The 25,536-nt window shown below is 39.6% G+C and carries 22 protein-coding genes and 4 tRNA genes; 10 read left to right on the forward strand and 16 right to left on the reverse strand.

Features of this window, described 5'->3' with window-relative positions; genetic code table 11:
- Window positions 1–205 precede the first annotated feature (205 nt).
- A complete protein-coding gene (locus QP437_RS04350) occupies window positions 206–874 on the reverse strand; it encodes a TfoX/Sxy family DNA transformation protein (protein WP_285267072.1) in 669 nt (222 codons plus the stop codon).
- Between the two features lie 226 nt (window positions 875–1,100).
- On the opposite strand from QP437_RS04350, the gene QP437_RS04355 reads away from it, so the two are divergent.
- From QP437_RS04355 to recX, 3 genes are all read left to right on the forward strand, one after another.
- Window positions 1,101–1,943: a patatin family protein gene (locus tag QP437_RS04355; RefSeq protein ID WP_285267073.1), complete on the forward strand. Its 843-nt coding sequence runs from the start codon at window positions 1,101–1,103 to the stop codon at window positions 1,941–1,943.
- A 136-nt stretch (window positions 1,944–2,079) separates the two neighbouring features.
- Window positions 2,080–3,135: a recombinase RecA gene (gene recA / locus QP437_RS04360; RefSeq protein ID WP_049369596.1), complete on the forward strand. Its 1,056-nt coding sequence runs from the start codon at window positions 2,080–2,082 to the stop codon at window positions 3,133–3,135.
- A gap of 69 nt (window positions 3,136–3,204) precedes the next feature.
- A complete protein-coding gene (gene recX, locus QP437_RS04365) occupies window positions 3,205–3,657 on the forward strand; it encodes a recombination regulator RecX (protein ID WP_285267074.1) in 453 nt (150 codons plus the stop codon).
- Here recX and crcB read toward each other — a convergent pair.
- The 7 genes from crcB to QP437_RS04400 form a co-directional block, all read right to left on the reverse strand.
- A complete protein-coding gene (gene crcB, locus QP437_RS04370) occupies window positions 3,632–4,027 on the reverse strand; it encodes a fluoride efflux transporter CrcB (protein WP_285267075.1) in 396 nt (131 codons plus the stop codon). The two genes, recX and crcB, sit on opposite strands and share 26 nt — an antisense overlap.
- On the reverse strand, window positions 4,028–4,846 hold the full coding sequence (locus tag QP437_RS04375) for a Cof-type HAD-IIB family hydrolase (protein WP_285267076.1): 819 nt from the start codon (window positions 4,844–4,846) through the stop codon (window positions 4,028–4,030).
- Window positions 4,847–5,003: 157 nt separating this feature from the next.
- Window positions 5,004–6,188: an elongation factor Tu gene (gene tuf, locus QP437_RS04380; RefSeq protein WP_049383876.1), complete on the reverse strand. Its 1,185-nt coding sequence runs from the start codon at window positions 6,186–6,188 to the stop codon at window positions 5,004–5,006.
- Window positions 6,189–6,291: 103 nt separating this feature from the next.
- Window positions 6,292–6,367 (reverse strand) — tRNA-Thr (locus tag QP437_RS04385).
- Between the two features lie 3 nt (window positions 6,368–6,370).
- Window positions 6,371–6,445: transfer RNA gene (locus QP437_RS04390), tRNA-Gly, on the reverse strand.
- A gap of 41 nt (window positions 6,446–6,486) precedes the next feature.
- Window positions 6,487–6,571, reverse strand: a tRNA-Tyr gene (locus tag QP437_RS04395).
- 30 nt (window positions 6,572–6,601) lie between these two features.
- Window positions 6,602–6,677 (reverse strand) — tRNA-Thr (locus QP437_RS04400).
- 213 nt (window positions 6,678–6,890) lie between these two features.
- Between QP437_RS04400 and coaA the strand changes: the two genes are divergently transcribed.
- On the forward strand, window positions 6,891–7,826 hold the full coding sequence (gene coaA / locus QP437_RS04405) for a type I pantothenate kinase (RefSeq protein ID WP_285267077.1): 936 nt from the start codon (window positions 6,891–6,893) through the stop codon (window positions 7,824–7,826).
- 38 nt (window positions 7,827–7,864) lie between these two features.
- Here coaA and QP437_RS04410 read toward each other — a convergent pair whose 3' ends face one another.
- The 5 genes from QP437_RS04410 to QP437_RS04430 form a co-directional block, all read right to left on the reverse strand.
- Window positions 7,865–9,523 (reverse strand): ABC transporter ATP-binding protein, encoded by a 1,659-nt coding sequence (locus tag QP437_RS04410; RefSeq protein WP_285267078.1) that lies wholly within the window; start codon window positions 9,521–9,523, stop codon window positions 7,865–7,867.
- A complete protein-coding gene (locus tag QP437_RS04415; RefSeq protein ID WP_285267079.1) occupies window positions 9,516–11,261 on the reverse strand; it encodes an ABC transporter ATP-binding protein/permease in 1,746 nt (581 codons plus the stop codon). The genes QP437_RS04410 and QP437_RS04415 overlap by 8 nt, the downstream gene beginning before the upstream one ends.
- A 253-nt stretch (window positions 11,262–11,514) precedes the next feature.
- Window positions 11,515–13,941: a DNA topoisomerase (ATP-hydrolyzing) subunit B gene (gene gyrB, locus QP437_RS04420; RefSeq protein ID WP_285267080.1), complete on the reverse strand. Its 2,427-nt coding sequence runs from the start codon at window positions 13,939–13,941 to the stop codon at window positions 11,515–11,517.
- Window positions 13,942–14,118: 177 nt separating this feature from the next.
- Window positions 14,119–15,006, reverse strand: coding sequence for a DUF3137 domain-containing protein (locus QP437_RS04425; RefSeq protein WP_285267081.1), 888 nt, complete (start codon window positions 15,004–15,006; stop codon window positions 14,119–14,121).
- Between the two features lie 11 nt (window positions 15,007–15,017).
- Window positions 15,018–15,572, reverse strand: a complete 555-nt coding sequence (locus QP437_RS04430; RefSeq protein ID WP_285267082.1) for a LemA family protein — start codon at window positions 15,570–15,572, stop codon at window positions 15,018–15,020.
- 414 nt (window positions 15,573–15,986) lie between these two features.
- Here QP437_RS04430 and hybO point away from each other — a divergent pair, with 414 nt between their 5' ends.
- The 6 genes from hybO (at window position 15,987) to hybE (ending at window position 22,236) form a co-directional block, all read left to right on the forward strand.
- Entirely contained in the window at window positions 15,987–17,135 is a 1,149-nt protein-coding gene (gene hybO, locus QP437_RS04435; RefSeq protein ID WP_005697985.1) for a hydrogenase 2 small subunit, read from the forward strand.
- Between the two features lies 1 nt (window position 17,136).
- Window positions 17,137–18,177, forward strand: a complete 1,041-nt coding sequence (hybA, locus tag QP437_RS04440; RefSeq protein ID WP_285267083.1) for a hydrogenase 2 operon protein HybA — start codon at window positions 17,137–17,139, stop codon at window positions 18,175–18,177.
- Entirely contained in the window at window positions 18,170–19,396 is a 1,227-nt protein-coding gene (gene hybB / locus QP437_RS04445; protein WP_049368206.1) for a Ni/Fe-hydrogenase cytochrome b subunit, read from the forward strand. The genes hybA and hybB overlap by 8 nt, the downstream gene beginning before the upstream one ends.
- The gene (hybC, locus tag QP437_RS04450; protein WP_049369729.1) at window positions 19,396–21,105 is read left to right on the forward strand and encodes a hydrogenase 2 large subunit; all 1,710 of its coding nucleotides are present in this window, start codon (window positions 19,396–19,398) and stop codon (window positions 21,103–21,105) included. Before hybB ends, hybC begins: the two co-directional genes overlap by 1 nt.
- Window positions 21,105–21,584 (forward strand): HyaD/HybD family hydrogenase maturation endopeptidase, encoded by a 480-nt coding sequence (locus tag QP437_RS04455; protein WP_285267084.1) that lies wholly within the window; start codon window positions 21,105–21,107, stop codon window positions 21,582–21,584. Before hybC ends, QP437_RS04455 begins: the two co-directional genes overlap by 1 nt.
- 142 nt (window positions 21,585–21,726) lie before the next feature.
- Window positions 21,727–22,236, forward strand: coding sequence for a hydrogenase-2 assembly chaperone (gene hybE, locus QP437_RS04460; RefSeq protein ID WP_285267085.1), 510 nt, complete (start codon window positions 21,727–21,729; stop codon window positions 22,234–22,236).
- Between the two features lie 110 nt (window positions 22,237–22,346).
- Here hybE and serA read toward each other — a convergent pair whose 3' ends face one another.
- The 3 genes from serA to hemW form a co-directional block, all read right to left on the reverse strand.
- The gene (gene serA / locus QP437_RS04465) at window positions 22,347–23,579 is read right to left on the reverse strand and encodes a phosphoglycerate dehydrogenase (RefSeq protein WP_285267086.1); all 1,233 of its coding nucleotides are present in this window, start codon (window positions 23,577–23,579) and stop codon (window positions 22,347–22,349) included.
- Between the two features lie 19 nt (window positions 23,580–23,598).
- Window positions 23,599–24,258, reverse strand: coding sequence for a ribose-5-phosphate isomerase RpiA (gene rpiA / locus QP437_RS04470; RefSeq protein ID WP_285267087.1), 660 nt, complete (start codon window positions 24,256–24,258; stop codon window positions 23,599–23,601).
- 109 nt (window positions 24,259–24,367) lie between these two features.
- A complete protein-coding gene (hemW, locus tag QP437_RS04475; protein WP_285267088.1) occupies window positions 24,368–25,516 on the reverse strand; it encodes a radical SAM family heme chaperone HemW in 1,149 nt (382 codons plus the stop codon).
- Window positions 25,517–25,536: the final 20 nt, after the last annotated feature.

The following is a 25,536-nucleotide window of genomic DNA, read 5'->3' on the forward strand; positions in this document are numbered from 1 at the left end:
ACAAGTCAATCAACAAGTGCCCACACAGATTGTCTGATATATTGTTAAAGAGCAAAAAATAACGACGCACTGGTTTTATAAAGCTTCACAACAGCGCGTCGTTGTGTGGAGTGCATTATAGGGATTTTTGAAATCCACGCAAGCACTTTTTTAAGAAATTTCTTCGATAGATGATTTTTTAAACGTTAAGTCCTTTATATGAATGCTATTCAGCCTTTTTTGAGGTTCGCTTACAACGTCTAAACCCATTTGCAGAAAGTATTTCATTAAGTTTAATAAGCCCTCTCTCCTTTTCTTTCTCAGTATAAAACTCACAATTACGATTTTCTAAAGCACCACGAAGTCGCCAATAAAAAGCTTCTGTTGCACCAATGTCCGCTTTCTTCAAACGAACAATTGCATTTTCAGCACCTATTTGTCGTAAAATATCGACATTATCAATACCAACTTTCTTTAATGCTCGTTCATACTTAACCGATAAATTCGGTAAATCACGAATCCGTCCAATCTTAGAGAGTGCAGAATCGAGTTTTTCCTTCCTTATTTGAGTAATTGAAAGAATGATCAAGGTTCTCATTAAGACATTATCTTTCAAGATACTTTCAGTTAAAGCATAATAATCAGATAATACAAAGCGCTTATTGAGTTCATTTGTTGTAAAGGGTTTACATCCAAGTCCTTTTAGTTTTATCGAAAGCTCATCCTTAGCGCGCAAGTAAACCTTATTGTTGGCCCAAACAGCAAACATATCTTTTTCTTTATGAAACAAGCCATATCCCGTAAATAGATTTTTACTTGTTACATCTCCGATAAGTTGATTTAACAAATCACATACTTTACTGATATGATCATTTGGGATTATGAGAGTTTTCATTTTAAAACTCCTCCTTACTTAAGGTTAATCACATACGACTATACCAAGAAGTACTTCTCAAAAATGGTTATATCATAACCAGTTAAAGATGACGAATATAAATTTTCAAATTTGTGAGAAAGATCGCAAATGCAAAATTTATTTATTGATAAACAACTAGATAAGAAAAAACAAGCTTATAGTTTAATATTTAACCATTAGAATTTTTTAAAATTCAGGAGTAAAAATGACAGTAGGACTCGTTCTTGAAGGCGGCGGCATGAGAGGAATGTTTACAGCAGGCGTTCTTGATGCACTCATGGAACAAAACATTCAAATTGATAAAATTATTGGCGTTTCTGCAGGGGCATTATTTGGCATAAATTATGCATCTAATCAAAAAGAAAGAGCATTGAGATATAACCTAAAATATCTTAAAGATAAACGGTACATGGGATTTCATAGCCTTTTTACAACAGGCAACATTGTCAATAAAGATTTTGCTTTCTATGACCTTCCTTTTAATCTCGACCCTTTTGATCAAAATGAATTTGAAAAATCTCACATTGATTTCTATTTAGCCGCCACAAACATTGAGAATGGTAAAGCGGAGTATTTCAAAATCAAAGATGTTTTCAAAGAGATGGAATACTTCAGAGCAACCTCGGCTATGCCTTTTGTCTCGCAATTTGTGGAAATTAATGGACAAAAATATCTAGACGGTGGAATTGCTGATAGTATTCCATTTGAAAAAGCACAAGAGCTCGGTTGTGATAAAATCATCGTTGTTTTAACCCAACCTATCGACTACCGTAAAACAAAATCTTCTTCTTTTTTATTCAAGCTTTTTTATCGCAAATATCCACACTTAGTTAAAACCTTAGAAAATCGCTACCGCACTTATAATGAACAAGTAGAAGAAATCATTCGTTTAGAAAAACAAAATAAAATCTTTGTGATCCGTCCAAATGTACCGCTCAATATAGGTCGATTAGAACGAGATGAAACCAAAATAAGAACTGTATATGAACTGGGTGAAAAAATTCTCTCAGCACAAATTCAAGATCTAAAAAAATACTTAAGAAGTTGATTTTAAATAAACTATTTCTCAAGTTTGGAATCTGATTCACATTTTTTCATCAAGGAAAAAATTTTCTCTTGATACTGTACATCAATACAGATATAATCTAGCCAAATTTAGATAACTCTATTTAAGAAGGTTTTATATGGCAACTCAAGAAGAAAAGCAAAAAGCGCTCGCCGCAGCACTTGGTCAAATTGAAAAGCAATTCGGTAAAGGCTCAATTATGAAATTAGGCGATACTCAAGCCCTTGATGTTGAATCTGTTTCAACTGGTTCTTTAGGTCTTGATGTCGCTCTTGGTATTGGTGGTTTACCAATGGGTCGTATTGTTGAAATTTTTGGACCTGAATCTTCTGGTAAAACAACTTTAACTTTATCTGTTATCGCTCAAGCACAAAAAGTAGGTAAAACCTGTGCGTTTATCGATGCGGAGCATGCACTTGATCCTATTTATGCAGCAAAACTTGGCGTTGATGTTAAAGAGCTCTTAGTCTCCCAGCCAGATAACGGGGAACAAGCACTTGAAATTTGTGATGCCTTAGTTCGTTCTGGTGCTGTAGATGTGGTCATCGTGGACTCGGTTGCTGCACTTACCCCGAAAGCTGAAATTGAAGGCGAAATGGGGGATTCACATATGGGTTTACAGGCGCGTTTAATGTCTCAAGCACTACGTAAATTAACTGGTCAAATCAAAAATGCAAACTGTCTCGTTATCTTCATTAACCAAATTCGTATGAAAATTGGTGTCATGTTTGGTAACCCAGAAACCACAACTGGTGGTAACGCGCTAAAATTCTACTCTTCTGTTCGTTTAGATATCCGTCGTACTGGTTCAGTTAAAGATGGAGATGAGGTTATTGGTAACGAAACTCGTGTTAAAGTAGTCAAAAACAAATTAGCCGCACCTTTCCGCCAAGTTGATTTCCAAATTCTTTACGGAGAAGGTATTTCGAAAGCTGGCGAATTAATTGAGCTCGGTGTTAAACACAAACTAGTTGAGAAATCTGGTGCATGGTATGCATACAACGGTGAAAAGATTGGTCAAGGTAAAGCTAACGCAATGAAATGGTTAAACGAAAACCCTGCTAAATCTGATGAACTTGAAGCGAAGCTTCGTGCTGAATTAGTCGCTAACCCAGAACAAGCATTAATGGCGGACATTGAACAATCTAACGATGACGCAGAAAGCGATTTCTAATCACTAAAAGTGCGGTCAAAATTGACCGCACTTTTCATTTCAACCGTATTTCACCTAAAAGGAATTTCTATGTCTTCTCTTGCTTTGAGCTATGTCGTTAATTTACTTGCTAGACGTGAATATAGCGAATTTGAACTACGCAATAAAATGCAGGAAAAAGCATTTACAGAAGATGAGATCGATGAAACGATTACTTACTGCCAGAAAAAAAACTGGCAAAATGATAAACGATTTGCTGAAAACTATTTACACGCACGTTCGCAACGTGGGTATGGTGCAAATCGTATCAAACAAGAATTACGTCAACTGAAAGGTGTATCTTCAGAGGTAATAAATGAAGTCCTCACAGAAAGTGAAATTAATTGGATTGAAATAGCAGAAAAGGTTCTACACAAAAAGTTTCCCAATTATGCAGAACCTCAACCAATCAAAAGCAAACAAAAGATTTGGCAGTATATGCTCTCTCATGGATTTTATTCTGAAGAATTTAGCGATTTTATCGGAAATGGAATAGAAGACTGATGAGCCTAAAGAAATAAATCCCTAATACTGTAAAAATTAAACAACCAACTAAATGGCTAACTAAAACGAACAATCCATTTGCCCACTCTTCTTTAAAAAAGAGTTCTATTACTTCGCCTGAAAAAGAAGAAAAGGTGGTGAGAGCACCAAGAAATCCAGTCACTAAGAATAATCGCCATTCAGGGCTAAATTGAGGAAATAACCAAAAGGCGGCCACTAAAATCCCCATCAAAAAACAGCCAATAAAGTTCGCCACAAGTGTACCAAATGCAACTGTGCTAAATAGTGAATTCAACCAAAGACCTAATCCCCATCGTAAGGATGCACCGATGGCTGCACCAGTGCTCACAAGAATGATTGACTGAAACATTTATTTGATACCAAAAAGCTCCGCCAAATGTTTGGCTACCGCTTCGTCTTTATTGAACCCAATCTCCTCCAACTCTGGGCAAGCTTCTTTTAGACGAGGATCAGCATTTGCCATCACATAACCTTTACCAGCCAAAGAAAGCATTTCAACATCATTTTGACCATCACCAAAAGAAATACAATCTTTTAATCCATAATTTCTATTTTCTAATAGATGAGCTAATGCATCACCTTTAGATACATTTTTATTCATGACCTCTAAGCAAGTCACAGCGGAATAAACAATCGTCGTTTTATCACCAAAATGCGTTCTAAGATAATCTTCCAGTTCTACAAGATCTTTCGGATCACGAGCAATAAAAAATACTTTTTCAGTTCCTCTTCCGTGATGTTTTGTGAAATCAACCACCTCATACATAAAGCCTGAATCCTTATGATATTTTGCTAATTCAGGCACATCTGTATTGATAAACCAACTGTCATCTTGATAAGTATTGATACAAATCTTGGTACGATCAAAAGGGATTTTATACAACTCAAGCACGATTTCTTCTGGAAGACTATTGCTATAAATAAGGTTACCTTTTAGGTCACGTACTCTCGCGCCATTGGAAGTGATCATTACAGCATGCTCAGCACCAACCTTACCCAAAATAGAAGAAACATCCGTGTGATTACGGCCCGTTGCTAAAATAATATCAACACCTTTTTGTTCTAATTTATTTAATATCTCAATTGTGAAATCACCAATTACATGATTGGTATTGAGTAATGTACCGTCAAGATCAGAAACCACAGCTTTAAATGGAAGTTGTTGCATAAAACCACCTATATAAAAAATGAGTCTGTATCATACCAAAACAACACTATTTTTGACCGCACTTTCTATCATAAAATCAACATTCATTGATAAAAAACAAAAAGGCGCATCTTTCGATACGCCTTCTTTATCTAACTTGTTACAGTTAATACATCAATTATTTGATGATTTTCGCAACAACGCCAGCACCTACTGTACGGCCACCTTCACGGATTGCGAAACGTAAACCTTGGTCCATCGCGATTGGGTGGATTAAGCTTACTGTCATTTTGATGTTATCACCAGGCATTACCATTTCCACTCCTTCTGGTAATTCGATTGTACCAGTTACGTCAGTTGTACGGAAATAGAATTGTGGACGGTAACCTTTGAAGAATGGAGTGTGACGACCACCTTCATCTTTTGATAATACGTAAACTTCTGATTCGAAATCAGTGTGTGGAGTGATTGAACCTGGTTTCGCTAATACTTGACCACGTTCGATTTCTTCACGTTTGGTACCACGTAATAATGCACCGATGTTTTCACCTGCACGACCTTCGTCAAGTAATTTACGGAACATTTCAACACCAGTTACTGTTGTTTTTGTAGTTGGTTTGATACCAACGATTTCAACTTCATCACCAGTACGGATGATACCACGCTCAACACGACCTGTTACTACTGTACCACGACCTGAAATTGAGAACACGTCTTCGATTGGAAGAAGGAACGGTTGGTCAATTGCACGCTCTGGCTCAGGAATGTAAGTATCTAAGTGGTTTGCTAACTCAAGGATTTTTTCTTCCCATTCTGCAACGCCGTTTAATGCTTGTAATGCAGAACCACGTACGATTGGAGTATCGTCACCTGGGAAGTCATATTGAGAAAGAAGTTCACGAACTTCCATTTCTACCAATTCTAATAACTCTTCGTCATCTACCATGTCGCATTTGTTTAAGAATACGATGATGTAAGGTACACCTACTTGGCGACCTAATAAGATGTGCTCACGAGTTTGTGGCATAGGACCATCTGTCGCTGCTACTACTAAAATAGCACCGTCCATTTGCGCCGCACCAGTAATCATGTTTTTAACATAGTCCGCGTGTCCTGGGCAGTCAACGTGTGCGTAGTGACGAGTTGGAGTATCGTATTCAACGTGTGAGGTGTTGATGGTGATACCACGCGCTTTTTCTTCTGGCGCGTTATCGATTTGGTCGAATGCACGAGCTGCACCACCGTAGTGTTTTGCTAATACGGTTGTGATTGCTGCTGTTAAAGTTGTTTTACCGTGGTCAACGTGGCCGATTGTACCCACGTTTACGTGCGGTTTTGTACGTTCAAATTTTTCTTTAGACATTTAAAGAGTCCCTCTAAATAGACACGGTTATCGATGGGTAAATTAAACCACATTAACCAATAAAATCATTACTATTTAATAAGGAGAGAGGAATTTGGAAGGCTGGTGCTGATAGGCGGATTTGAACCGCCGACCTCACCCTTACCAAGGGTGCGCTCTACCAACTGAGCTATATCAGCGTTTGGAGCGGGCAGCGGGAATCGAACCCGCATCATTAGCTTGGAAGGCTAAGGTAATAGCCATTATACGATGCCCGCAGTCCTAAATTCATCTGTCCCATCAGAATTCATTTAGAAAATGGTGGAGGGAGAAGGATTCGAACCTTCGAAGGCTGAGCCAACAGATTTACAGTCTGCCCCCTTTGGCCGCTCGGGAACCCCTCCACGCTAAATGAATACTTGTTTACTAAAGGATGGTGCCGACTACCGGAATCGAACTGGTGACCTACTGATTACAAGTCAGTTGCTCTACCTACTGAGCTAAGTCGGCGTGTTGTAAGCAAGTGAGGCGTATTATATGGAAAATTTTATGCCTGACAAGTTTTTTTTATGAAAAATGCGTTTTTTTTAACTATTCGTCTAATTTACAAGCAAAAAGCCACATTCTTGCTTTAAAACTCATCACTTTTAATAAAAAACGATGATCACAACTCATTTATAGGGTATATTTTGTCCAATTTTTTCACTCTAGATATAAAGCACCGTGGAAATTACCGAACAACTAACACCCTTTCTGAACTTTAGCCGTCAGCAATGGGCTGAATTAAGAAAATCTGTTCCGCTAAAATTAACGGAGCAAGATCTCAAACCGCTTTTAGGTTTTAATGAAGAGCTTTCTCTCGATGAAGTGAGCACCATTTACCTGCCACTTGCACGTCTCATCAACTACTATATTGACGAAAACCTTCGCCGCCAAACCGTTTTGAATCGTTTTCTTGGCGGACAAAGCCCTAAAGTCCCTTACATCATTAGTATCGCAGGTAGCGTTGCTGTCGGGAAAAGTACATCGGCACGTATTTTGCAATCTTTGCTAACCCACTGGCCTACCGAACGAAAAGTTGATTTAATCACTACCGATGGTTTCCTGTATCCATTAGAAAAACTAAAAAAAGACGATTTACTACAGAAAAAAGGCTTTCCTATTTCTTATGATACGGCCAAATTAATTCGTTTTTTGGCTGATATCAAATCAGGCAAGCCTTCTGTAAAATCACCTATTTATTCTCATCTGACTTACGATATTGTTCCTGATAAGTTCGATATTGTCGATCAACCGGATATTTTAATTTTAGAAGGACTAAACGTTCTCCAAACAGGTTCAAACAAAGCCAATCAAACCTTCGTATCTGATTTTGTGGACTTTTCTATTTATGTTGATGCTGACGAGAATTTGCTTAAAGAATGGTACATCAAACGATTCTTAAAATTCCGTCAAAGTGCTTTCACTAATCCGGATTCCTATTTTAAACATTATGCCAATCTCTCTGAGCAAGAGGCCATTGAAACGGCCAGCAGCATTTGGGATAACATTAACGGATTAAATTTAAAACAAAACATTCTGCCAACTCGTGAGCGCGCCAATCTGATTCTTAGAAAAGGTGAAAATCACGAAGTTGAGTTAGTGAAATTAAGAAAATAAAAAAGAGCGGTCAATTGACCGCTCTTTTTCTCACTGCCTTACGACATCCTTCCATTCTCAATGCCAATCACCTGATCGCAAATAGCCATAGTCGATTGGCGATGACTCACGAGAATAATCAATTTTTCTGCTTTCACATTCAACAATGATTTCAAAATCATCGCTTCGTTTAAGCTATCTAAATTACTGGTCGGTTCATCGAGTAAAATAATCGGTGCGTTGTGTAGGAATGCACGAGCAATACCAATACGTTGTTTTTCACCATCAGACAGGTTGCCGCCCAATTCCGTCATTTTTGTTTGATACCCTTCTGGCAAGCTTAAAATGAAATCATGAATTGACGCTTTCTTCGCGGCTTCCATAATTTCTTCTAATGTTGCATCACGGCGTGCAAGGCGAATATTTTCCTCGATGGTTTCGTTGAAAATGTAGGTTTGCTGGGTAATGTACGCCATATTGTCACGCAAACTACGGGTGTTGATGTTCGGTAAGGTTTCACCGTTAATTTTAATGCTGCCTGATTTAGGATCGTAAAAACGCATCAGCAGTTTTAACAAGGTGCTTTTACCGCTACCGCTTCTGCCGTGAATCCCTAAGATTTCACCTTTTTTCACAGATAAGCTAACATCCGATAAAATTTGTTCTTCGCCGTAAGCAAAGTTGATGTTCTCTACATCAATGCGAGAAACCTCTTTCAAATCGACCGCACTTTCTACGTCTTTTAATTCAGGCTCTTCCGCTAACAAACTCAATACACGCTCACCTGAAGCCAAGGTTTGTAACAAGTTGCTTGAAAGGTTACTTAACGCAATAACCGGGCCATAGCTCGACATCAATAAAATCACGCCGATTAAAAAGGCAGAAAAATCAATCTTATCTAGACTAAACAAAATTAAGCCGGTGAATAACAGAATGATGTTAAACGCTGATACTGCCACTTCAGTGTAAATGCGCACTTTCGCTTCTTGGTCTTTAATACGTTCAAAAGCCGTATCAATTTTTTGGCTACGTTGTTGGATTTCATCTAAGCGCTGTTTCGCGTAGCCGAAAAGTTGGATCTCTTTCATACCACGCACACTGTCGAGGAAGAAATCATTCATTTCGCCTACTAATTCACGATAGCGTCTGCCATCTTCACGCGCCAATTTGGTGGTAATAATGGGTAGAATCACACCCACCGTTAAATAAGCAGCTAATGCCACAACTACAAACCAGCCTGAAAGATGAGCAAAGACCAACAATAAAATCGCAGAAGTAAAGAACGCAATCATAATCGGTGCAATAGTGTGCGCATAGAACACCTCGAGCAATTCAATATCATTGGTGACTAATGACACTAATTGCCCAGCTTGTTTGTCTTGCAACTTCACAAAAGCCAAGCGACGTAAAGAAGAAAACACTTTATCGCGCAATAATGCCAATAATTTAAAAGCAATATAGTGCCCGGACATTTGCTCTAAATAACGCAACGCACCACGAGCTACCGCTAACACGATAAGCGCGGTCAAAATTCCAGAAAAACTTAAATGGGTGTCAAAGTTTAATAAATTTATTAAACCCATCGCCCCAAGCACCATAATAAAGATAGCGGCAAGAAAACCAAGCGTTCCCATGGTGATAGTAAACGCCATGATATGCGCCAATGGAGTCACTAATTTCAACAAATGCCCCATCACAACAAAACCATTTTTACGCATTTGCCACCTCTCTAATTTGTTCTAAATCTTTTTGTTGTTGGAACATTTCAGCATACGCACCTTGTTTTGCCATGAGGTCTTTATGCGTGCCTTGCTCAATCAATTTACCTTGTTCAAGCACATTAATGCAGTCGGCATTCACGGCATTCGCCAAACGATGGGAAATCATCACGATAGTTTTTTGCTGCTTAAATTGTTGAATGAACTGCAAAATAATTTCTTCGCTTTCCACGTCAATATTACTGGTCGCTTCATCAAAAATATAAAGCGCCGCATTGTGTAATAACGCGCGTGCTAAGGCTAAACGTTGAATTTGACCGCCAGATAAATTCGCGCCACGGCTTAATAGCTGCATCTCTAATCCACCATTATCTCGAACGAATTGCGCCAGATTGACTTGCTCTAAACACGCATAAATTTGTTCATCTGTGGCATCAATTTTCGCCATGGTCATATTTTCGCGCAGCGTACCTTTAAACACGTAACTGCTATGGCTCACCAAAGAGACTTTTTCGTAAAACGAATGACGATCAATCTCTTGAATTTCTTGGCCGTTGAACAAAATCTTACCTTGTTGCGCTTGATTAAAGCCCATTAGCAATGAAACCAAGGTAGATTTACCACAACCACTTTTACCCACAAATACCGTAAGCTGATTTGGTAAGATGCTTAAATCTAAGCCCACAATCGCAGGCTTCTCTTCGCTATAAGCAAAATGCAGATCTTGAATATCCACTTGAATAGCATTTTTCGCTGCAAAATCGACCGCTTGAGTTTGAGTTTCCACGGGCGTATCTAACAATGTGAAAATCTTATCTGATGCGGCTTTACCATTCATCGCCACATGGAAGAAAGAACCCAATAAACGAAGTGGAATAAAGAATTCAGAAGAAAGCAGAATAAATAAAATGACGCCTAATACGGTTAATTGATCGGCTTGGAATTGCAACAAAGCCGTTAAAATCCCGATTGCCGCACCACCGTAAGCAAGTAAATCCATCAGCGATACTGAGTTAAGCTGCATGGTCAGTACCTTCATGGTAATTTTGCGGAAATGTTCCGCTTCTTCATCCATTGCTTTCGCTTTATAAGCATCATCTTGATAGATTTTTAACGTAATTAAACCTTGTAGGTTATCTAAAAAGCTGCTGCCTAATCCCACATAAATCGACCAATATTTTGCCAAGAGTTTTTTCGCAATTTTATTCACCGCAATGATCGACATAGGAATAAGCGGCACGCAAATCAGCAAAATCACGGCTGTTTTAAAGCTGAAAAAGATCAGGAAGGCAAAGAGTGTGAGCGGTGCAAGTAAGCTATAAAAAAGCTGAGGTAAATAACGCCCAAAGTAGATTTCAAGCTGCTCCACACCTTCTGAGGCTACTTGAATGATACTTGACGTGGATTGTTGATTCACTTGATTTAGTGGCATCGAAGCCAATTTTCGATAGATGAGGCTACGCAGTTCGTGTTTTACTTTCGTACTAGCAAAATAAGAAGCCTGCACCGATTTTTTACCCGCAAAGGCACGCAACGCCAAAGCAGCAATTAAAACGATGCCCAAAATGACCGCACTTATCGGGCCCAATTCATTAAAATAAGCCGCCTGTAAAATATAAGAAAACACGACGGCACTGATAATCCCACCAATTAACGCCACCCAGTTCCATAACACCGTGATGCCAATCCATTTTTTACTGTCGGCCACCGTGTTAATTAGGCGTTTATCTATCATCATAATGATTGCTCCTAAAAACAAAAAAGAAGTACGCACATTACTATGCGTACTTTGCTACCAATCTAACAACTAAAAACGAGTCTATTTCGTATTATTGTCCTTAAGCGATAAAAATCGTGAAAATTATAGTAAAGAATGCACACAAATAATAGATCTAATTGAAAATTATTTCTATTTCTAAATGAAGTAAAAAAAATACCGCACCAGGTTTCCCTAAGTGCGGTCATTTTTAGTGATATTTTTGAATGTTAGACTAAACGTCTAAGTTTGCTCGCAACGCATTCATTTCGATGAATTCACGACGAGGCTCAACTTCATCCCCCATTAACGTGGTGAAGAGTTGGTCTGCTGCAACAGCATCTTTAATTGATACTTTTAACATACGACGAGCATTTGGATCCATGGTGGTTTCCCAAAGTTGATCAGCGTTCATTTCACCCAACCCTTTATAACGTTGGATTTCTAAGCCACGACGAGATTCTTTCATCAACCATTCAACAGCTTGTTCAAATGACTGAACGGGTTGAGTTTTTTCACCACGAGTGACATACGCCCCCTCTTCGAGCAAGCCAGTAACTTGCTGACCGAATGTAGAAATCTTCGCAAATTCATTGCCTGTCACAAAATCAAAATTGATAAAGTAATCGGTATCAATACCATGTTTACGAACGGTAATGACTGCTTCATATACTTGGCGTTCGCTGTTAAATTGCGTTCTTGCCGAATATAAATGCGCTTCTGTTTCTTTTTCGGTTAAGTACGCAACAAAAGCATTCGCCCAATTTTCGACCGCGCTTTCATTACGCATTAAATCAACGGTTAATTGTGGTTGGTAAACTAAGCCTTGTAACAATGGCTCTGGATAGTAACGACTTAAACGAGTAATTAATTTCTGAACATTGTTATATTCGCCTACTAATTTCTCAAACACTAAATCATTCATTGCTGGCGCATTAGCACTGATATGCAACGCTGCGCCATCTAACGCAAGCATTAATTCATATTGCACTATTTCGTCGTTATCTTTGATATAACGCTCTTGTTTACCTTTTTTCACTTTATAAAGTGGTGGCTGAGCGATATACACATAACCACGCTCAATTAATTCTGGCATTTGACGATAGAAGAAGGTCAACAATAAAGTACGAATGTGTGAACCGTCCACGTCCGCATCGGTCATGATAATGATGTGGTGGTAACGTAATTTATCTGGGTTATATTCATCACGACCAATACCACAGCCTAGCGCCGTAATTAATGTACCCACTTCTTGAGAAGAAAGCATTTTGTCAAAACGTGCTTTTTCAACGTTAAGAATTTTTCCTTTTAATGGAAGAATCGCTTGAGTTTTACGATCACGACCTGATTTTGCAGAACCACCCGCAGAATCCCCCTCCACGAGGTAAAGTTCTGACAGTGCTGGATCTTTTTCTTGGCAGTCCGCTAATTTACCTGGAAGACCTGCAATATCTAATGCGCCTTTACGACGGGTCATTTCGCGGGCTTTACGTGCTGCTTCACGCGCACGTGCAGCCGTAATAATTTGATTTACAATGATTTTTGCATCGGCTGGATTTTCTAATAAATATTCCTGCATGCGCTCATTCATGGCAGATTCAACCGCACTTTTCACTTCAGAAGACACTAATTTGTCTTTTGTTTGTGAAGAGAATTTAGGATCGGGCACTTTCACTGAGATAATCGCCACCAAACCTTCACGCGCGTCGTCACCAGATGTGCTCACTTTCTCTTTTTTCAGTAACCCTTCGCTTTCCATATAGTTATTTAAGCTACGCGTTAATGCACCACGGAAACCGGCTAAGTGAGTACCACCATCACGTTGTGGAATGTTATTGGTAAAGCAATAAACGTTTTCGTTTACGCCATCATTCCATTGCAATGCGACTTCCACGCCAATGCCGTCTTTTTCAGCTGAAAAATAGAATGGTTTTGGGTGAATTGGATTTTTATTTTTATTTAAATATTCAACGAACGCTTGAATACCACCTTCATAATGGAAGTGATCTTCTGTGCCATCGCGTTTATCGATTAAACGAATGGATACACCAGAATTTAAGAATGAAAGCTCACGTAAGCGTTTTGCTAAAATTTTGTAATCGAAAGTTGTAATGGCAAAGATTTCTGGACTTGGCCAGAAACGCACGGTTGTACCCGTCGCTTGCGTTTCACCGATAATAGTTAAAGGCCCTTGAGGCTCACCTAAGTGATAGAATTGCTCGTACACATGACCTTGGCGACGAATGGTTAATTGCAATTTATCAGAAAGTGCATTTACTACCGAAACACCCACGCCGTGCAAACCACCTGATACTTTATAAGAGTTATCATCGAATTTACCGCCCGCGTGAAGCACTGTCATGATTACTTCTGCTGCAGAAACACCTTCTTCCGGATGAATATCTACTGGAATACCACGGCCATCATCTTGTACGGAAACAGAATTATCATCATGAATGGTCACGATAATATCGGAACAATGACCCGCAAGGGCCTCATCGATCGCGTTATCCACCACCTCAAACACCATATGGTGTAGGCCTGTTCCATCATCGGTATCCCCAATATACATGCCCGGACGTTTCCGAACCGCATCAAGCCCCTTTAAGACTTTAATACTTGATGCACCATAAGCATTTTCTGTAACCGGTGTTTCTGACATAGTTTTTCTCTATTTTGTAATGAAAATTGTGCGGAATTATAGCAAAAAACTGACTATTTTGCGAAATAAAAGTGCGGTCAACATTTTCGCTGTTTAAAAACCAATAAACAAGTACATAGCATATTAAAACAAAAAGACGAGTTTTATCTAAACTCGTCTTTTTTATTGTATTAACACTTATTTCCAAATATGGTTATTTAACCCGAGTTCTTTCACCATATCTGTGAAACCTTTGATACTCGAAATATAATCACGAATCGTACTGTCTTCCAGCAAGGACTTTTCAAAAGATGGTTCAAAACTATTCTTTCCTAAATTAGCCGCAACAATCACTTCTCGGTTACGAAGTACCATCGAAATAGGACAATTAAATTTCTCTTTCAAGCTGCAAAAGCGTTCCATTAACTTAGGCGATAAGGCATATCTGGCTAAGATTTGATCTTCCGTAAATACATCAAAGTAACGGTTAAAAGACGGATTATCCATCAAAGCAATTTCACCTTCTTTTCTTAAACACCCCTCCTTCTTATCGCAAACATAAACCCAATGGGCCAGTTCTTTAGGGAAAGTTGCTTTAAATAAAATGCCTTGAAAGGTCGTGGTCCTTAATCCTTTCATCATTTTTCCGCTCGGTTCCATATTAAACGCTGCAAAATCACAGATTTCAACTTCAGTCTGGCCAAGCTCACCCAAAATTAAATCCTCACTACGATAACTCGCCGGATAACTATCGTAAACTGAGAAAAAATCATTAAGATGAAGCCCCCGGTCTGGTCTAAAGTGGAAACCAAACTCCTGGACAATTGTGTTAATTACCCGAGTTTTAAATTCTGCAATAAAGCGTTTATATCTAAAAAATAAGCGACGAAAACAATAAATGAGCACACCAAGAATCAATGCAGTACTTAATAGATTCTCACTCCCTATCGCACCGAGAAGCAAAAATAACCCAAAACACAACCCAATTATCGATTTGTTGATAAGTGATTTGACGGCTAAGCGTTCCTCATCTAATTTTTCCAACCCCAGGAAGCGAATCCCTTCAATCTCTTTTGGTGTATTCATGGTTTGTCCACTTATTGTTTAAATAAATTACCCACATTAGGGACTTCAGCTTCATTCTGAGGAATATCGAAAAATGTCCCTTTTTGGAAATTAAACAAATTTGCAATTAAATTCGACGGAAACATCTCCACAGCATTGTTATACTCTTCAACTGCTGAATTATAAGTACGTCTTGCTGCAGAAATTTGCTCTTCCACATCACTAAGTACGGCCTGAATTTGCATAAGATTTTGATTGGCCTTGAGATCAGGGTAATTTTCTAGACGAACCTGTAAATTACGCAATAATCCTGAAATCTCATTATTGAGTTGAAATTTTTCACTTGTGGTATGAGCTAATTTAGCACTTTCACGTAACGTCACGATACGCTCAAGCAAGCTACGCTCATGCGACATATATTCCTTTGCTGTGGCAACAAGGTTTGGTAACAAATCATAACGACGTTTTAACTGAACATCCACGCTTGCCTCAACACTGCTCACTTGATTACGTCTCATAACCAATTTGTTATACATTGAAATGGTGAAAGCTAAAGTTACAACAACAATACCTGCGACTACACTCATTATTATTTTCTCCATAAAAAATTATCCCTGCTTAGTATAGGGAAAAGCGTAATAAAATCCATTCTCTTAGACAATTTTTTGTTGATAAAAATCAATAAAAATAAACAAAACCAAGAATTTAACTTATTCACTTCCTATTCATATCAACGCAAAGTGCGGTCAAATTTTACGAGGATTTTTCGAGACCAAATCCTTCTTTATTATTGTGATTTTATGTACAAAAAAGATACTCTAAGTGAAGATAACCTTAATAAATAACAATCATTCTCAATAATTAAGTAAAAACAATCACTTACCCACTTATTTTATAAGGAAAATAAGGGTATTTTTGATTACGATCAAATAAACTTCCCTCATCAAGGCATATCATAGGTAAATTAACCATACAAGTAACGTGCCAATTGGAGTGATTATATGCAACGAAGTGATGGATTATTTTCTGCTTTAGCAGAAGTTTCCCGTCGGGATTTTATGAAGTTATGTACCGCACTTGCGGCGACTATGGGGTTAAGTTCAAAAGCGGGTGCAGAAATGACCGCTGCTTTAACCGAACCTAAACGTCCACCAGTATTATGGATTGGTGCGCAAGAATGTACGGGTTGTACTGAATCCTTGCTACGTGCGACCCACCCAACAGTAGAAAACTTGGTATTGGAAATGATTTCCTTAGAATACCACGAAACCCTTTCTGCCGCCTTTGGGGAACAAGCTGAAGATAATAAACACAATGCAATTAAACAGTATTATGGAAAATATGTTTTAGTTGTAGATGGATCTATTCCGGTGAAAGACGGCGGCGTCTATTGTATGGTAGCAGGTAAACCGATTGTAGAACACATCCAAGAAGCCGCTAAAGGGGCTGCCGCAATTATTGCGATTGGTTCTTGTGCGGCATGGGGTGGCGTACCTTCTAGTGGCGGCAACCCAACTGGTGCAAGCAGCTTGTCTGAAGTATTACCAAAAGGCACTCCAGTGATTAATATTCCAGGTTGTCCACCAAATCCACACAACTTCCTTGCAACTGTCGCTTATATTCTTACTTATAAGAAACTACCCGCAATGGACAAATTAAATCGTCCATTATTCGCTTACGATCGCTTAATTCACGAAAACTGCTATCGTCGTCCACACTTTGATGCAGGTCGCTTCGCTAAAGAATACGGCGATTATGGTCACCGCAACGGTTGGTGTTTGTATCATCTCGGTTGTAAAGGACCAGAAACTTACGGTAACTGCTCTACTTTAGAATTCTGTGATGTCGGCGGTAATAACTGGCCAGTCGGTATCGGGCACCCTTGTTATGGTTGTAACGAAAAAGGCGTCGGCTTTACCAAAGGTATTTTCCAATTAGCAGGCGTAGAAAACCCAACGCCACGTGTTGAAAAACCAGATGTTAATAATACCGAAGGTTCAGGTGCAACCATGACCGCCATTGGTTTATTAGGTGGTGCAGCTGCAATCCTAGCAGGCGTGAGTGTTGTGACCTTACGCGAATTAAGCGCTCAACATAAAGCCCGTTCCGAAGCTAAAGCCGCAGAGAAAGAACAACATACAGGTAAATAAGATGGATAGACGAAAATTTCTAAAAGCAGGCATGCTTGGCGGAATCGCTTCCTCCTTGCCTGTGTCGAGTGTGCAGGCAACGGAAACGGTTGAGCCCATTCCTGGCGCACTAGGAATGCTTTACGACTCTACCCTTTGCGTAGGTTGTCAAGCATGTGTGGCTGAATGTCAAAACGTAAACCACACACCTGTGAATCCAAAAGGTGATCAAACTTGGTCAAATAACGACAAACTCACCCCATTTACTCGTAACGTGATTCAAGTATGGAGTGATGGTGACGGCACAAATAAAGACAAAACAGAAAACGGCTATGCTTACGTGAAAAAACAATGTATGCATTGCGTTGACCCAAACTGTGTTGCGGTTTGCCCAGTTCAAGCCCTTACCAAAGATCCAAAAAACGGTATCGTAAAATATGATCCCGATATCTGTACTGGTTGCCGTTATTGCATGGTTGGCTGTCCGTTTGATGTACCAAAATACGACTATGACAATCCATTCGGTGAAATCAGCAAATGTGAACTCTGTAACCAAAAAGGTGTTGAACGTTTAGATAAAGGCGAATTACCTGGTTGCTGTCATGTTTGTCCAACTGGCGCCATTATTTTTGGTACACGTGAAGAATTATTGGCTGAAGCTAAACGTCGTTTAAGCTTATTACGTGGTACTGAATATGATTACCCACGTCAACACGTCAATAGTACAGATAAATACCGTGCTACCGTACCGGCATATCAATATCACATCTACGGTGAAAAAGAAGGTGGTGGTACACAGGTGCTCGCCTTAAGTGGTGTACCTTTTGCTAATCTTGGTTTACCAGACTTAGATGAAGTTGCAACGGGTTCTCGTGCCGCGCATTTACAACACTTCTTGTATCGCGGTTTAGCCTTACCGTTAGTGGCACTTGCGGGTTTAACCTTTATGACTTACAAAAATATGCACGGCGATAAAATCGCTGAGCGTATTGCAGCACAAAAAGAAGCCATGCGTCAGGCACGCAAGGAAATGGAAGAAGCGGAGGATGAGCATCATGAGTAATCCACGTCCGGTGGGCGGTCGCCTTGTTTCTGCCGCAATTCTCTTTTTTGCACCACTTGCCGTGCTTTGCGTTTTATTAATTTTAAAACGTTTAGTGTTTGGTATCGGTTCTGTAACCGCACTTAACGGCGGTTATCCTTGGGGTTTATGGATTGCCTTTGACTTACTTGTCGGTACAGGATTTGCCTGTGGTGGTTGGGCATTAGCTTGGACCGTGTATATTTTCAATAAAGGGAAATATCACGCCCTTGTACGCCCAGCATTGCTTGCAAGTTTATTCGGCTATTCACTCGGTGGTCTATCTATCACCATTGATATGGGTCGTTATTGGCATTTACCATATTTCTACATTCCAGGCCAGTTCAACACGAATTCCGTTCTGTTTGAAACGGCATTTTGTATGACGGTGTATATCATCGTGGTAACCCTAGAATTTGCCCCTGTATGGCTTGGTTTCTTTGGCTTGAAAAAATGGTTTAATAAACTCAATAAAATCATGTTTTTCATTATTGCCTTGGGTGCCTTATTGCCGATGATGCACCAATCATCTATGGGTTCCTTGATGATTGTGGCTGGTCATAAAGTCCATCCGGTATGGCAAAGCTATGAAGTTTTACCGATACTCTCCTTGCTGACAGCTTTCATTATGGGCTTCTCTATCGTGATCTTTGAAGGCTCCTTAGTTAAAGCGGGTCTTGCAGGAAAAACGCCAGATGAACGTCATTTATTTACTCAATTGGCACGCGTTACCGCAGGATTAATTTTCTGTTTCTTAGCTGTGCGTTTTGGTGAGTTGATTTATAACGATAAACTGCAAATGGTTGTTGGTTTCGATAAATTAACAAGATTTGAAGCATGGATGTTCTGGATGGAAGTCTGGTTGATGGTATTACCATTACTGACCCTCTTCCTCGGGGAGAAAAAATCTGATTCCCGTTGGTTATTTATTTCGGCATTAAGCATGTTACTCGGTGCGGCATTATGGCGTATGAACTACTCGCTTATCATGTATAACCCGGGCAATGGCTATCAATATTTTCCATCAGCGGAAGAATTGCTTATTTCAATTGGCTTCGTTTCTATTGAAGTATGTGCCTATATTTTAATCATTCGTTTATTCCCTGTATTACCGGTATTTAAAGAAAAACATACCGAAGACTCAGAAAAAATTATTGCCGAAAAAGCGGCATTCAGCAAAAAAGTTAGCGGAGCAGAATAATGTCAGAAAAAAAACGTATCTCAATTGACCCAATTACCCGTATTGAGGGTCATTTACGTATTGATTGCGAAATTGAAAACGGTGTTGTCACCAATGCTTGGTCATCAGGTACCATGTGGCGCGGTATGGAAAATATCGTAAAAGGTGCCGACCCACGTGATGCATGGATGATTATGCAACGTATCTGTGGCGTATGTACCACAGTACACGCGATTATCAGCGTACGTGCCGTAGAAGATGCTATTGGTGCTAAAGTTCCCGTCAATGCACAGTACATTCGTAACATGATTCTTGCTGCACATAGTATCCATGACCATATCGTGCACTTCTATCAACTCTCCGCGATGGACTGGGTGGATATCACCGCTGCGCTAAAAGCTGATCCTGAAAAAGCAGCAGACATGCTAAAAGGTGTCTCTACATGGTCATTAAACAGTGCTAACGAATTCCGCAACGTACAGAAAAAAATTCAAGCATTAGTGGACAGCGGACAACTTGGTATTTTCGCTAACGGTTACTTCGGTCATGCTGCAATGAAACTTCCACCAGAAGTCAACCTCATTGCCGTCGCGCACTATTTGCAAGCCCTTGAATGTCAACGTGATGCTAACCGTGTAGTCGCATTACTCGGTAGTAAAACACCACATATTCAAAACTTAGCTATCGGTGGTGTGGCAAACCCAATTAACTTGGATTCCCAAGCGGTACTAAACCAAGAACGTCTCATGTTCGTGAAAGCTTGTATCGATCGCCTAACTGACTTCATTAACCAAGTGTATAAAGTAGATGCAGCAGTATTTGCGGCTTACTATCCTGAATGGTTAAGCTTAGGCAAAACATCTGGCAACTACTTATCTGTACCAGAATACCCAATTGATGCAGATAACTCTAAATTCATGTTAAAAGGTGGTTATATCGAAAACGGCGATTTATCGACTTTCCGCCCAATTGATCAACAAAAAGATGAGTTCGTTGTAAAAGGCATCAAAGAAAGTGGTAAACACGCTTGGTACGAAGATGATGAACCATTAGAACCGTGGGCTGGCTTAACTCGTCCGAAATATACCGGCTGGCAAGATGATGGTAAATACTCTTGGGTAAAAGCACCAACCTTCTACGGTAAAGTTGTCGAAGTGGGTCCTCTCGCCTATTTAATGTGTGGTTTGGCTGCGAATGACACGCCAACTGTTAACCACTTCAATGAATTAAAAGGCATTTATGAAAAATTGACTGGTAACACGTTAACTACCGATCAATTACATTCTACCCTTGGACGTATTATCGGCCGTACCGTGCATTGCTGTGCGATCAACGACATTCTAAGCGCTCAATGGCAAATGCTCATTGATAATATCGCTAAAGGTGATATGACGGCGTATATCAAAACAGATATCCCTGCAAGCGGTGAGTTCCGTGGTGTTGGCTTTGGTGAAGTACCACGTGGTATGCTTTCTCATTGGGTTGTCATCAAAGATGGCCGCATTGAAAACTATCAAGCCGTTGTACCATCTACATGGAATGCAGGTCCACGTAACGAACAAGACCAAATGGGTCCTTATGAGCTTTCCATTATTGGTACACCTGTGGCAGATCCAACTAAACCATTGGAAGTGGTCAGAACTATTCACTCTTTCGACCCTTGTATGTCTTGTGCCGTGCACGTAGTTAATACCGAAAATGGTGAAGTGACTGAAGTGAAGGTGTTGTAATGAAGCCGTTAATTCTAGGCGTCGGTAATATTTTGTTAAGTGATGAAGGTGTCGGTGTACGTGTTGTGCAGGAACTTGAAAAACGCCCTGAAATTCAACCGCACTTTGACATCATCGATGGTGGTACTTGTGGCATGGAATTGCTGGATGCGATGGCAAATCGTGAGCATTTGATTATTGTCGATGCCGTGCTTGCTAACAAACAGCCAGGCGAGATTATTGTGTTACATGATGAGCAGGTGCCCACCTTTTTCTCTCGCAAAATTTCGCCACATCAACTCGGCATTTGTGATGTACTTTCTGCAATGAAATTAACAGATGAATTCCCAAAACACCTTTGCCTCATCGGCATCCAACCAGAATCGCTAGAATCTGGAATTGGCTTGACGGAAACAATACAAAACGTATTGCCAAAGGTTTTTAAAACGTTAAATCAAGTGATTGCTGAATATGGTTTGAATCTAGACTCCCCTCTTTAGAAAAGAGGGGCTGGGGGGAGATTTGACTTAATTAATAGAGACAAGAGTTAAATATCCCCTAACCCCTCTTTACGAAAGAGGGGAACTTTCTTTAAGATTTCACCTGCTATGCTTTAATCTTATTAATATTGAAAAATAAACCATGTATCGACACGAAAAAACACCTGAAAACTCTACCGCACTTTTAACCTCTGTTACTGGCTTTGAAGAAAACCCAACGGAGATTTTCCTTGCCGAAATGCAAAATATTGTACCTGAAATGCAAGATCTTCCTTTCTTTCATAAAGGCATCGAGTGTTTCTGCCCTAAATTTGTTTTATTTGAAGACCAATGGATCGGCACAGTATTAACGCCATGGATGATGAGTGTGGTGATTCTACCTGGCCCTCAACAACAATGGGAACCGCGTGAATTAGGTGATAAACTCACCGTACAACTGCCGTACAAAGCGCTAACCTTTACCGTTAGTAGTCTTGAAAATGTACCGCAATATTTAAGTTGCTCCTTACATTCACCACTCGACCCGAATCTGACTAACGAGCAAGCGGTTCAACTGACGCAAGATTGTTTGCGTATGGTTTTATCCATCCCAACCGCACAGCCGGTATTTAATTCTGATCGCCGTAATCTATTTAAGGCCATGATCAAATAAATGTAAGCCGCAAACAGTTAATAAAAATGGGCAAAGTAAGATAACCTACTTTGCCCATTTTGTGTTCTATCCCACACAAAGTGCGGTCAGTTTTCGCTTAATTTTTCACATTAAAACAACACTCGCGCTTTAATTGTGCCTTCAATTTCACGAAGTTTAGCCAATAACGGGAACGCATCATCTGTTTCGATATCCACTACGACATAACCAATTTTTGGATCGGTTTGTAAAAATTGCGCTGCAATATTGAGATTAGCTTCAACAAAAATTTGGTTTAATTTGTTTAATACACCCGGACGGTTTTCGTGAATATGAAGCAAACGTTTTGTGCCAACGTGTTCTGGCAAGGATACTTCAGGGAAATTCACGGAAGAAAGGGTTGAACCGTTATCTGAATATTTCACAAATTTACCCGCTACTTCAAAGCCAATGTTTTCTTGGGCTTCTGCGGTTGAACCACCGATATGCGGGGTTAAAATCACATTATCAAATTTACGTAATGGAGAAACAAATTCTTCATTGATTGAAGCAGGTTCAACAGGGAATACGTCAACCGCTGCACCACGAACTTTACCTTGCTCAAGCGCCGCTGCTAAAGCATCAATATCCACTACCGTACCACGTGCTGCATTGATTAAAATAGAATCTTGTTTTAATTGTGCAATACGTTCAGCACTCATTAAATTACGAGTTGAAGGTAAATCTGGTACATGAAGCGAAATCACATCACAAGAACCTAACAACTCTTCAAGTGTGTGTAATTGTTTTGCATTACCCAATGGTAATTTATTTTCAATATCGTAGAAATATACTTCCATCCCTAGAGATTCCGCAATAATACTTAATTGCGAACCGATATGGCCATAACCCACAATACCGAGTTTTTTACCGCGTACTTCATGAGAACCCACCGCAGATTTATTCCATAAACCACGATGCACATCCGCATTTGCTTGAGGGATATTACGCATTAAAAGCAAAATTTCACCCAACACTAATTCAGCCACAGAACGTGTATTGGAGAACGGGGCATTAAATACCGGAATCCCACGCATTTTTGCCGCATCAAGATCCACTTGGTTGGTACCAATACAGAAACAGCCAATGGCAATGAGTTTCGGCGCAGCTTCAATCATTTCCTTAGTCAAATTAGTACGAGAACGTAAGCCGATAAAATGCGCATCTTTAATGGCTTCTTTTAGCTCATCACCATCTAAGGCTTTTTTGTAAAAGTCGATATTGGTATAGCCTGCGGCATGCAAGGTATCTAATGCACTTTGGTGCACGCCCTCTAATAGCACAAATTTAATTTTTGATTTGTCGAGTGACACTTTGTTTGTCATGTTTGCTTCCTTATTTTTATTAATCGATGACTTTTGCGCCTTCTGGTGTACCAACAATTACAATATCCGCCCCACGTAAGGCAAAAATACCATTTGTTACCACACCGGCTACGTTATTCAATTCTTTTTCCATTTCCACTGGACTTAAAATGGCGAAGTTATGTACATCTAAAATCACGTTACCGTTATCCGTTACCACGCCTTCACGATATTCTGGCGCGCCACCAAGAGAAACTAATTTACGGCCAACTTGTGAGCGCGCCATTGGAATGACTTCTACTGGTAATGGGAAAGTCGTACCTAAAACATCCACTTGTTTACTAGTATCTACAATACAAATAAATTTTTTCGCTAAAGCGGCCACAATTTTTTCGCGAGTCAGTGCTGCACCGCCACCTTTGATCATCATTTTTTGTGGATTGATTTCATCTGCGCCATCCACATAAATATCTAAACTTGATACATCGTTAGCACTAAATACTTCAATACCCTGTTTACGTAATAACTCTTCTGAAGCTTTAGATGCTGCTACCGCGCCTTGAATTTGATCTTTTAATTCTCCTAAGGCTTTAATAAAACAATTCACTGTTGAGCCACTTCCTACACCAACAATAGTATCGGGTTTAACGTATTTTAACGCTGCGCGCGCAGCTAATTTTTTCATTTCTAGTTGATCCATTTCTCTATCCCTTTTAAATTTTGAATAATAACGTAAACGTTTGCTTTACTTTAATACGACACTATTAAATAAACAAGTGTAAAAATTTATTCATGATGATGAAAAAATTTTATTCATCTAAAAAAAGCGCTAACAGCTCATTCAAAAACAATTTGCCGTGTTCGGTGATCTGCCAAAAATCCAGTGTTTCCACGATATAATTTTGTTGAATGGCAAAATCAATTTGATTTTTGACCGCACTTTGCGAAAGCCCCGTGTAATACTCAAACTCTTGTTTAGGCACCGCTTCCAATAAACGAAAACGATTCATAAAGAACTCAAAAGCGCGGTCATTTTTTTCCACGTTTTTTTCTTCATAAAGATATTCACCACGCAAATAGCCTTTTGGATGCTTCGTTTTAGAAAAACGTAAAATATCGCCATCAGGAAAAGTGAGTTTTCCATGAGCACCGCAACCTATCGCCAAATAGTCCCCGAATCGCCAATAATTCAAATTATGCTGACATTGAAAACCCAGTTTTGCATAAGCAGATGTTTCATATTGTTGATAACCGGCTTCGGTTAAAAGTTGGTGGCCTTGCTCAAAAATATCCCAAAGCTCATCATCATCCGGCAACATAGGCGGACGATAAGCAAACATGGTATTGGGTTCAATCGTGAGTTGATACCAAGAAAGGTGTGGTGGAGCAAGCTCAATAGCTTGTCGTAAATCATCTAGAGCTTCCTCAAGTGTTTGGTTTGGCAAGCCGTGCATTAAATCCAGATTGAAACTTTTTAACCCAGAAACTTTCGCCAAACTGACCGCACTTCTAGCTTCCGCCTCATTATGAATGCGCCCTAAACGTTGTAATTTATCGTCATTAAAACTTTGGATGCCCATGGAAATACGTGTTACACCAGCATCCACATAGCCTTTAAAACGCTCCGCTTCGACAGTGCCAGGATTGGCTTCCATGGTAATTTCTATATTCTCTGAAAAAGGAATGCGACGTTGAATTTCTGCCAATAACAACTTGATACTTTCCGCTGAAAATAAACTCGGCGTGCCCCCACCAATAAAAATTGAATGAAGTAGACGATTTTGAATACTAGCCTGATATTTCTCTAAGTCTGCCTCAAGATCGGCGATCAGATGTTGCACATATTCTTGTTCAGGAATTGCGCCTTTCTGTGCATGCGAATTGAAATCACAATAAGGGCATTTCTGCACACACCAGGGAATATGCACATAAAGGGAAAGAGGGGGAAATTTTTGCATAATTAAAAGTCAAAAGGGCT

Origin of the sequence: Haemophilus sp. UMB1048, assembly GCF_030218125.1 — a bacterium.
Taxonomy (GTDB): Bacteria; Pseudomonadota; Gammaproteobacteria; order Enterobacterales; family Pasteurellaceae; genus Haemophilus_D.

Coding starts and splice junctions, on each gene's coding strand:
- rpiA (WP_285267087.1), bottom strand. CDS start 24,258: ATGGATCAACTAGAAATGAAAAAATTAGCTGCGCGCGCAGCGTTAAAA.
- QP437_RS04375 (WP_285267076.1), bottom strand. CDS start 4,846: ATGCAACAACTTCCATTTAAAGCTGTGGTTTCTGATCTTGACGGTACA.
- gyrB (WP_285267080.1), bottom strand. CDS start 13,941: ATGTCAGAAACACCGGTTACAGAAAATGCTTATGGTGCATCAAGTATT.
- serA (WP_285267086.1), bottom strand. CDS start 23,579: ATGACAAACAAAGTGTCACTCGACAAATCAAAAATTAAATTTGTGCTA.
- recA (WP_049369596.1), top strand. CDS start 2,080: ATGGCAACTCAAGAAGAAAAGCAAAAAGCGCTCGCCGCAGCACTTGGT.
- crcB (WP_285267075.1), bottom strand. CDS start 4,027: ATGTTTCAGTCAATCATTCTTGTGAGCACTGGTGCAGCCATCGGTGCA.
- hybC (WP_049369729.1), top strand. CDS start 19,396: ATGTCAGAAAAAAAACGTATCTCAATTGACCCAATTACCCGTATTGAG.
- QP437_RS04415 (WP_285267079.1), bottom strand. CDS start 11,261: ATGATGATAGATAAACGCCTAATTAACACGGTGGCCGACAGTAAAAAA.
- QP437_RS04350 (WP_285267072.1), bottom strand. CDS start 874: ATGAAAACTCTCATAATCCCAAATGATCATATCAGTAAAGTATGTGAT.
- QP437_RS04455 (WP_285267084.1), top strand. CDS start 21,105: ATGAAGCCGTTAATTCTAGGCGTCGGTAATATTTTGTTAAGTGATGAA.
- hybO (WP_005697985.1), top strand. CDS start 15,987: ATGCAACGAAGTGATGGATTATTTTCTGCTTTAGCAGAAGTTTCCCGT.
- hemW (WP_285267088.1), bottom strand. CDS start 25,516: ATGCAAAAATTTCCCCCTCTTTCCCTTTATGTGCATATTCCCTGGTGT.
- QP437_RS04425 (WP_285267081.1), bottom strand. CDS start 15,006: ATGAATACACCAAAAGAGATTGAAGGGATTCGCTTCCTGGGGTTGGAA.
- tuf (WP_049383876.1), bottom strand. CDS start 6,188: ATGTCTAAAGAAAAATTTGAACGTACAAAACCGCACGTAAACGTGGGT.
- QP437_RS04410 (WP_285267078.1), bottom strand. CDS start 9,523: ATGCGTAAAAATGGTTTTGTTGTGATGGGGCATTTGTTGAAATTAGTG.
- recX (WP_285267074.1), top strand. CDS start 3,205: ATGTCTTCTCTTGCTTTGAGCTATGTCGTTAATTTACTTGCTAGACGT.
- hybE (WP_285267085.1), top strand. CDS start 21,727: ATGTATCGACACGAAAAAACACCTGAAAACTCTACCGCACTTTTAACC.
- hybA (WP_285267083.1), top strand. CDS start 17,137: ATGGATAGACGAAAATTTCTAAAAGCAGGCATGCTTGGCGGAATCGCT.
- QP437_RS04355 (WP_285267073.1), top strand. CDS start 1,101: ATGACAGTAGGACTCGTTCTTGAAGGCGGCGGCATGAGAGGAATGTTT.
- hybB (WP_049368206.1), top strand. CDS start 18,170: ATGAGTAATCCACGTCCGGTGGGCGGTCGCCTTGTTTCTGCCGCAATT.
- QP437_RS04430 (WP_285267082.1), bottom strand. CDS start 15,572: ATGAGTGTAGTCGCAGGTATTGTTGTTGTAACTTTAGCTTTCACCATT.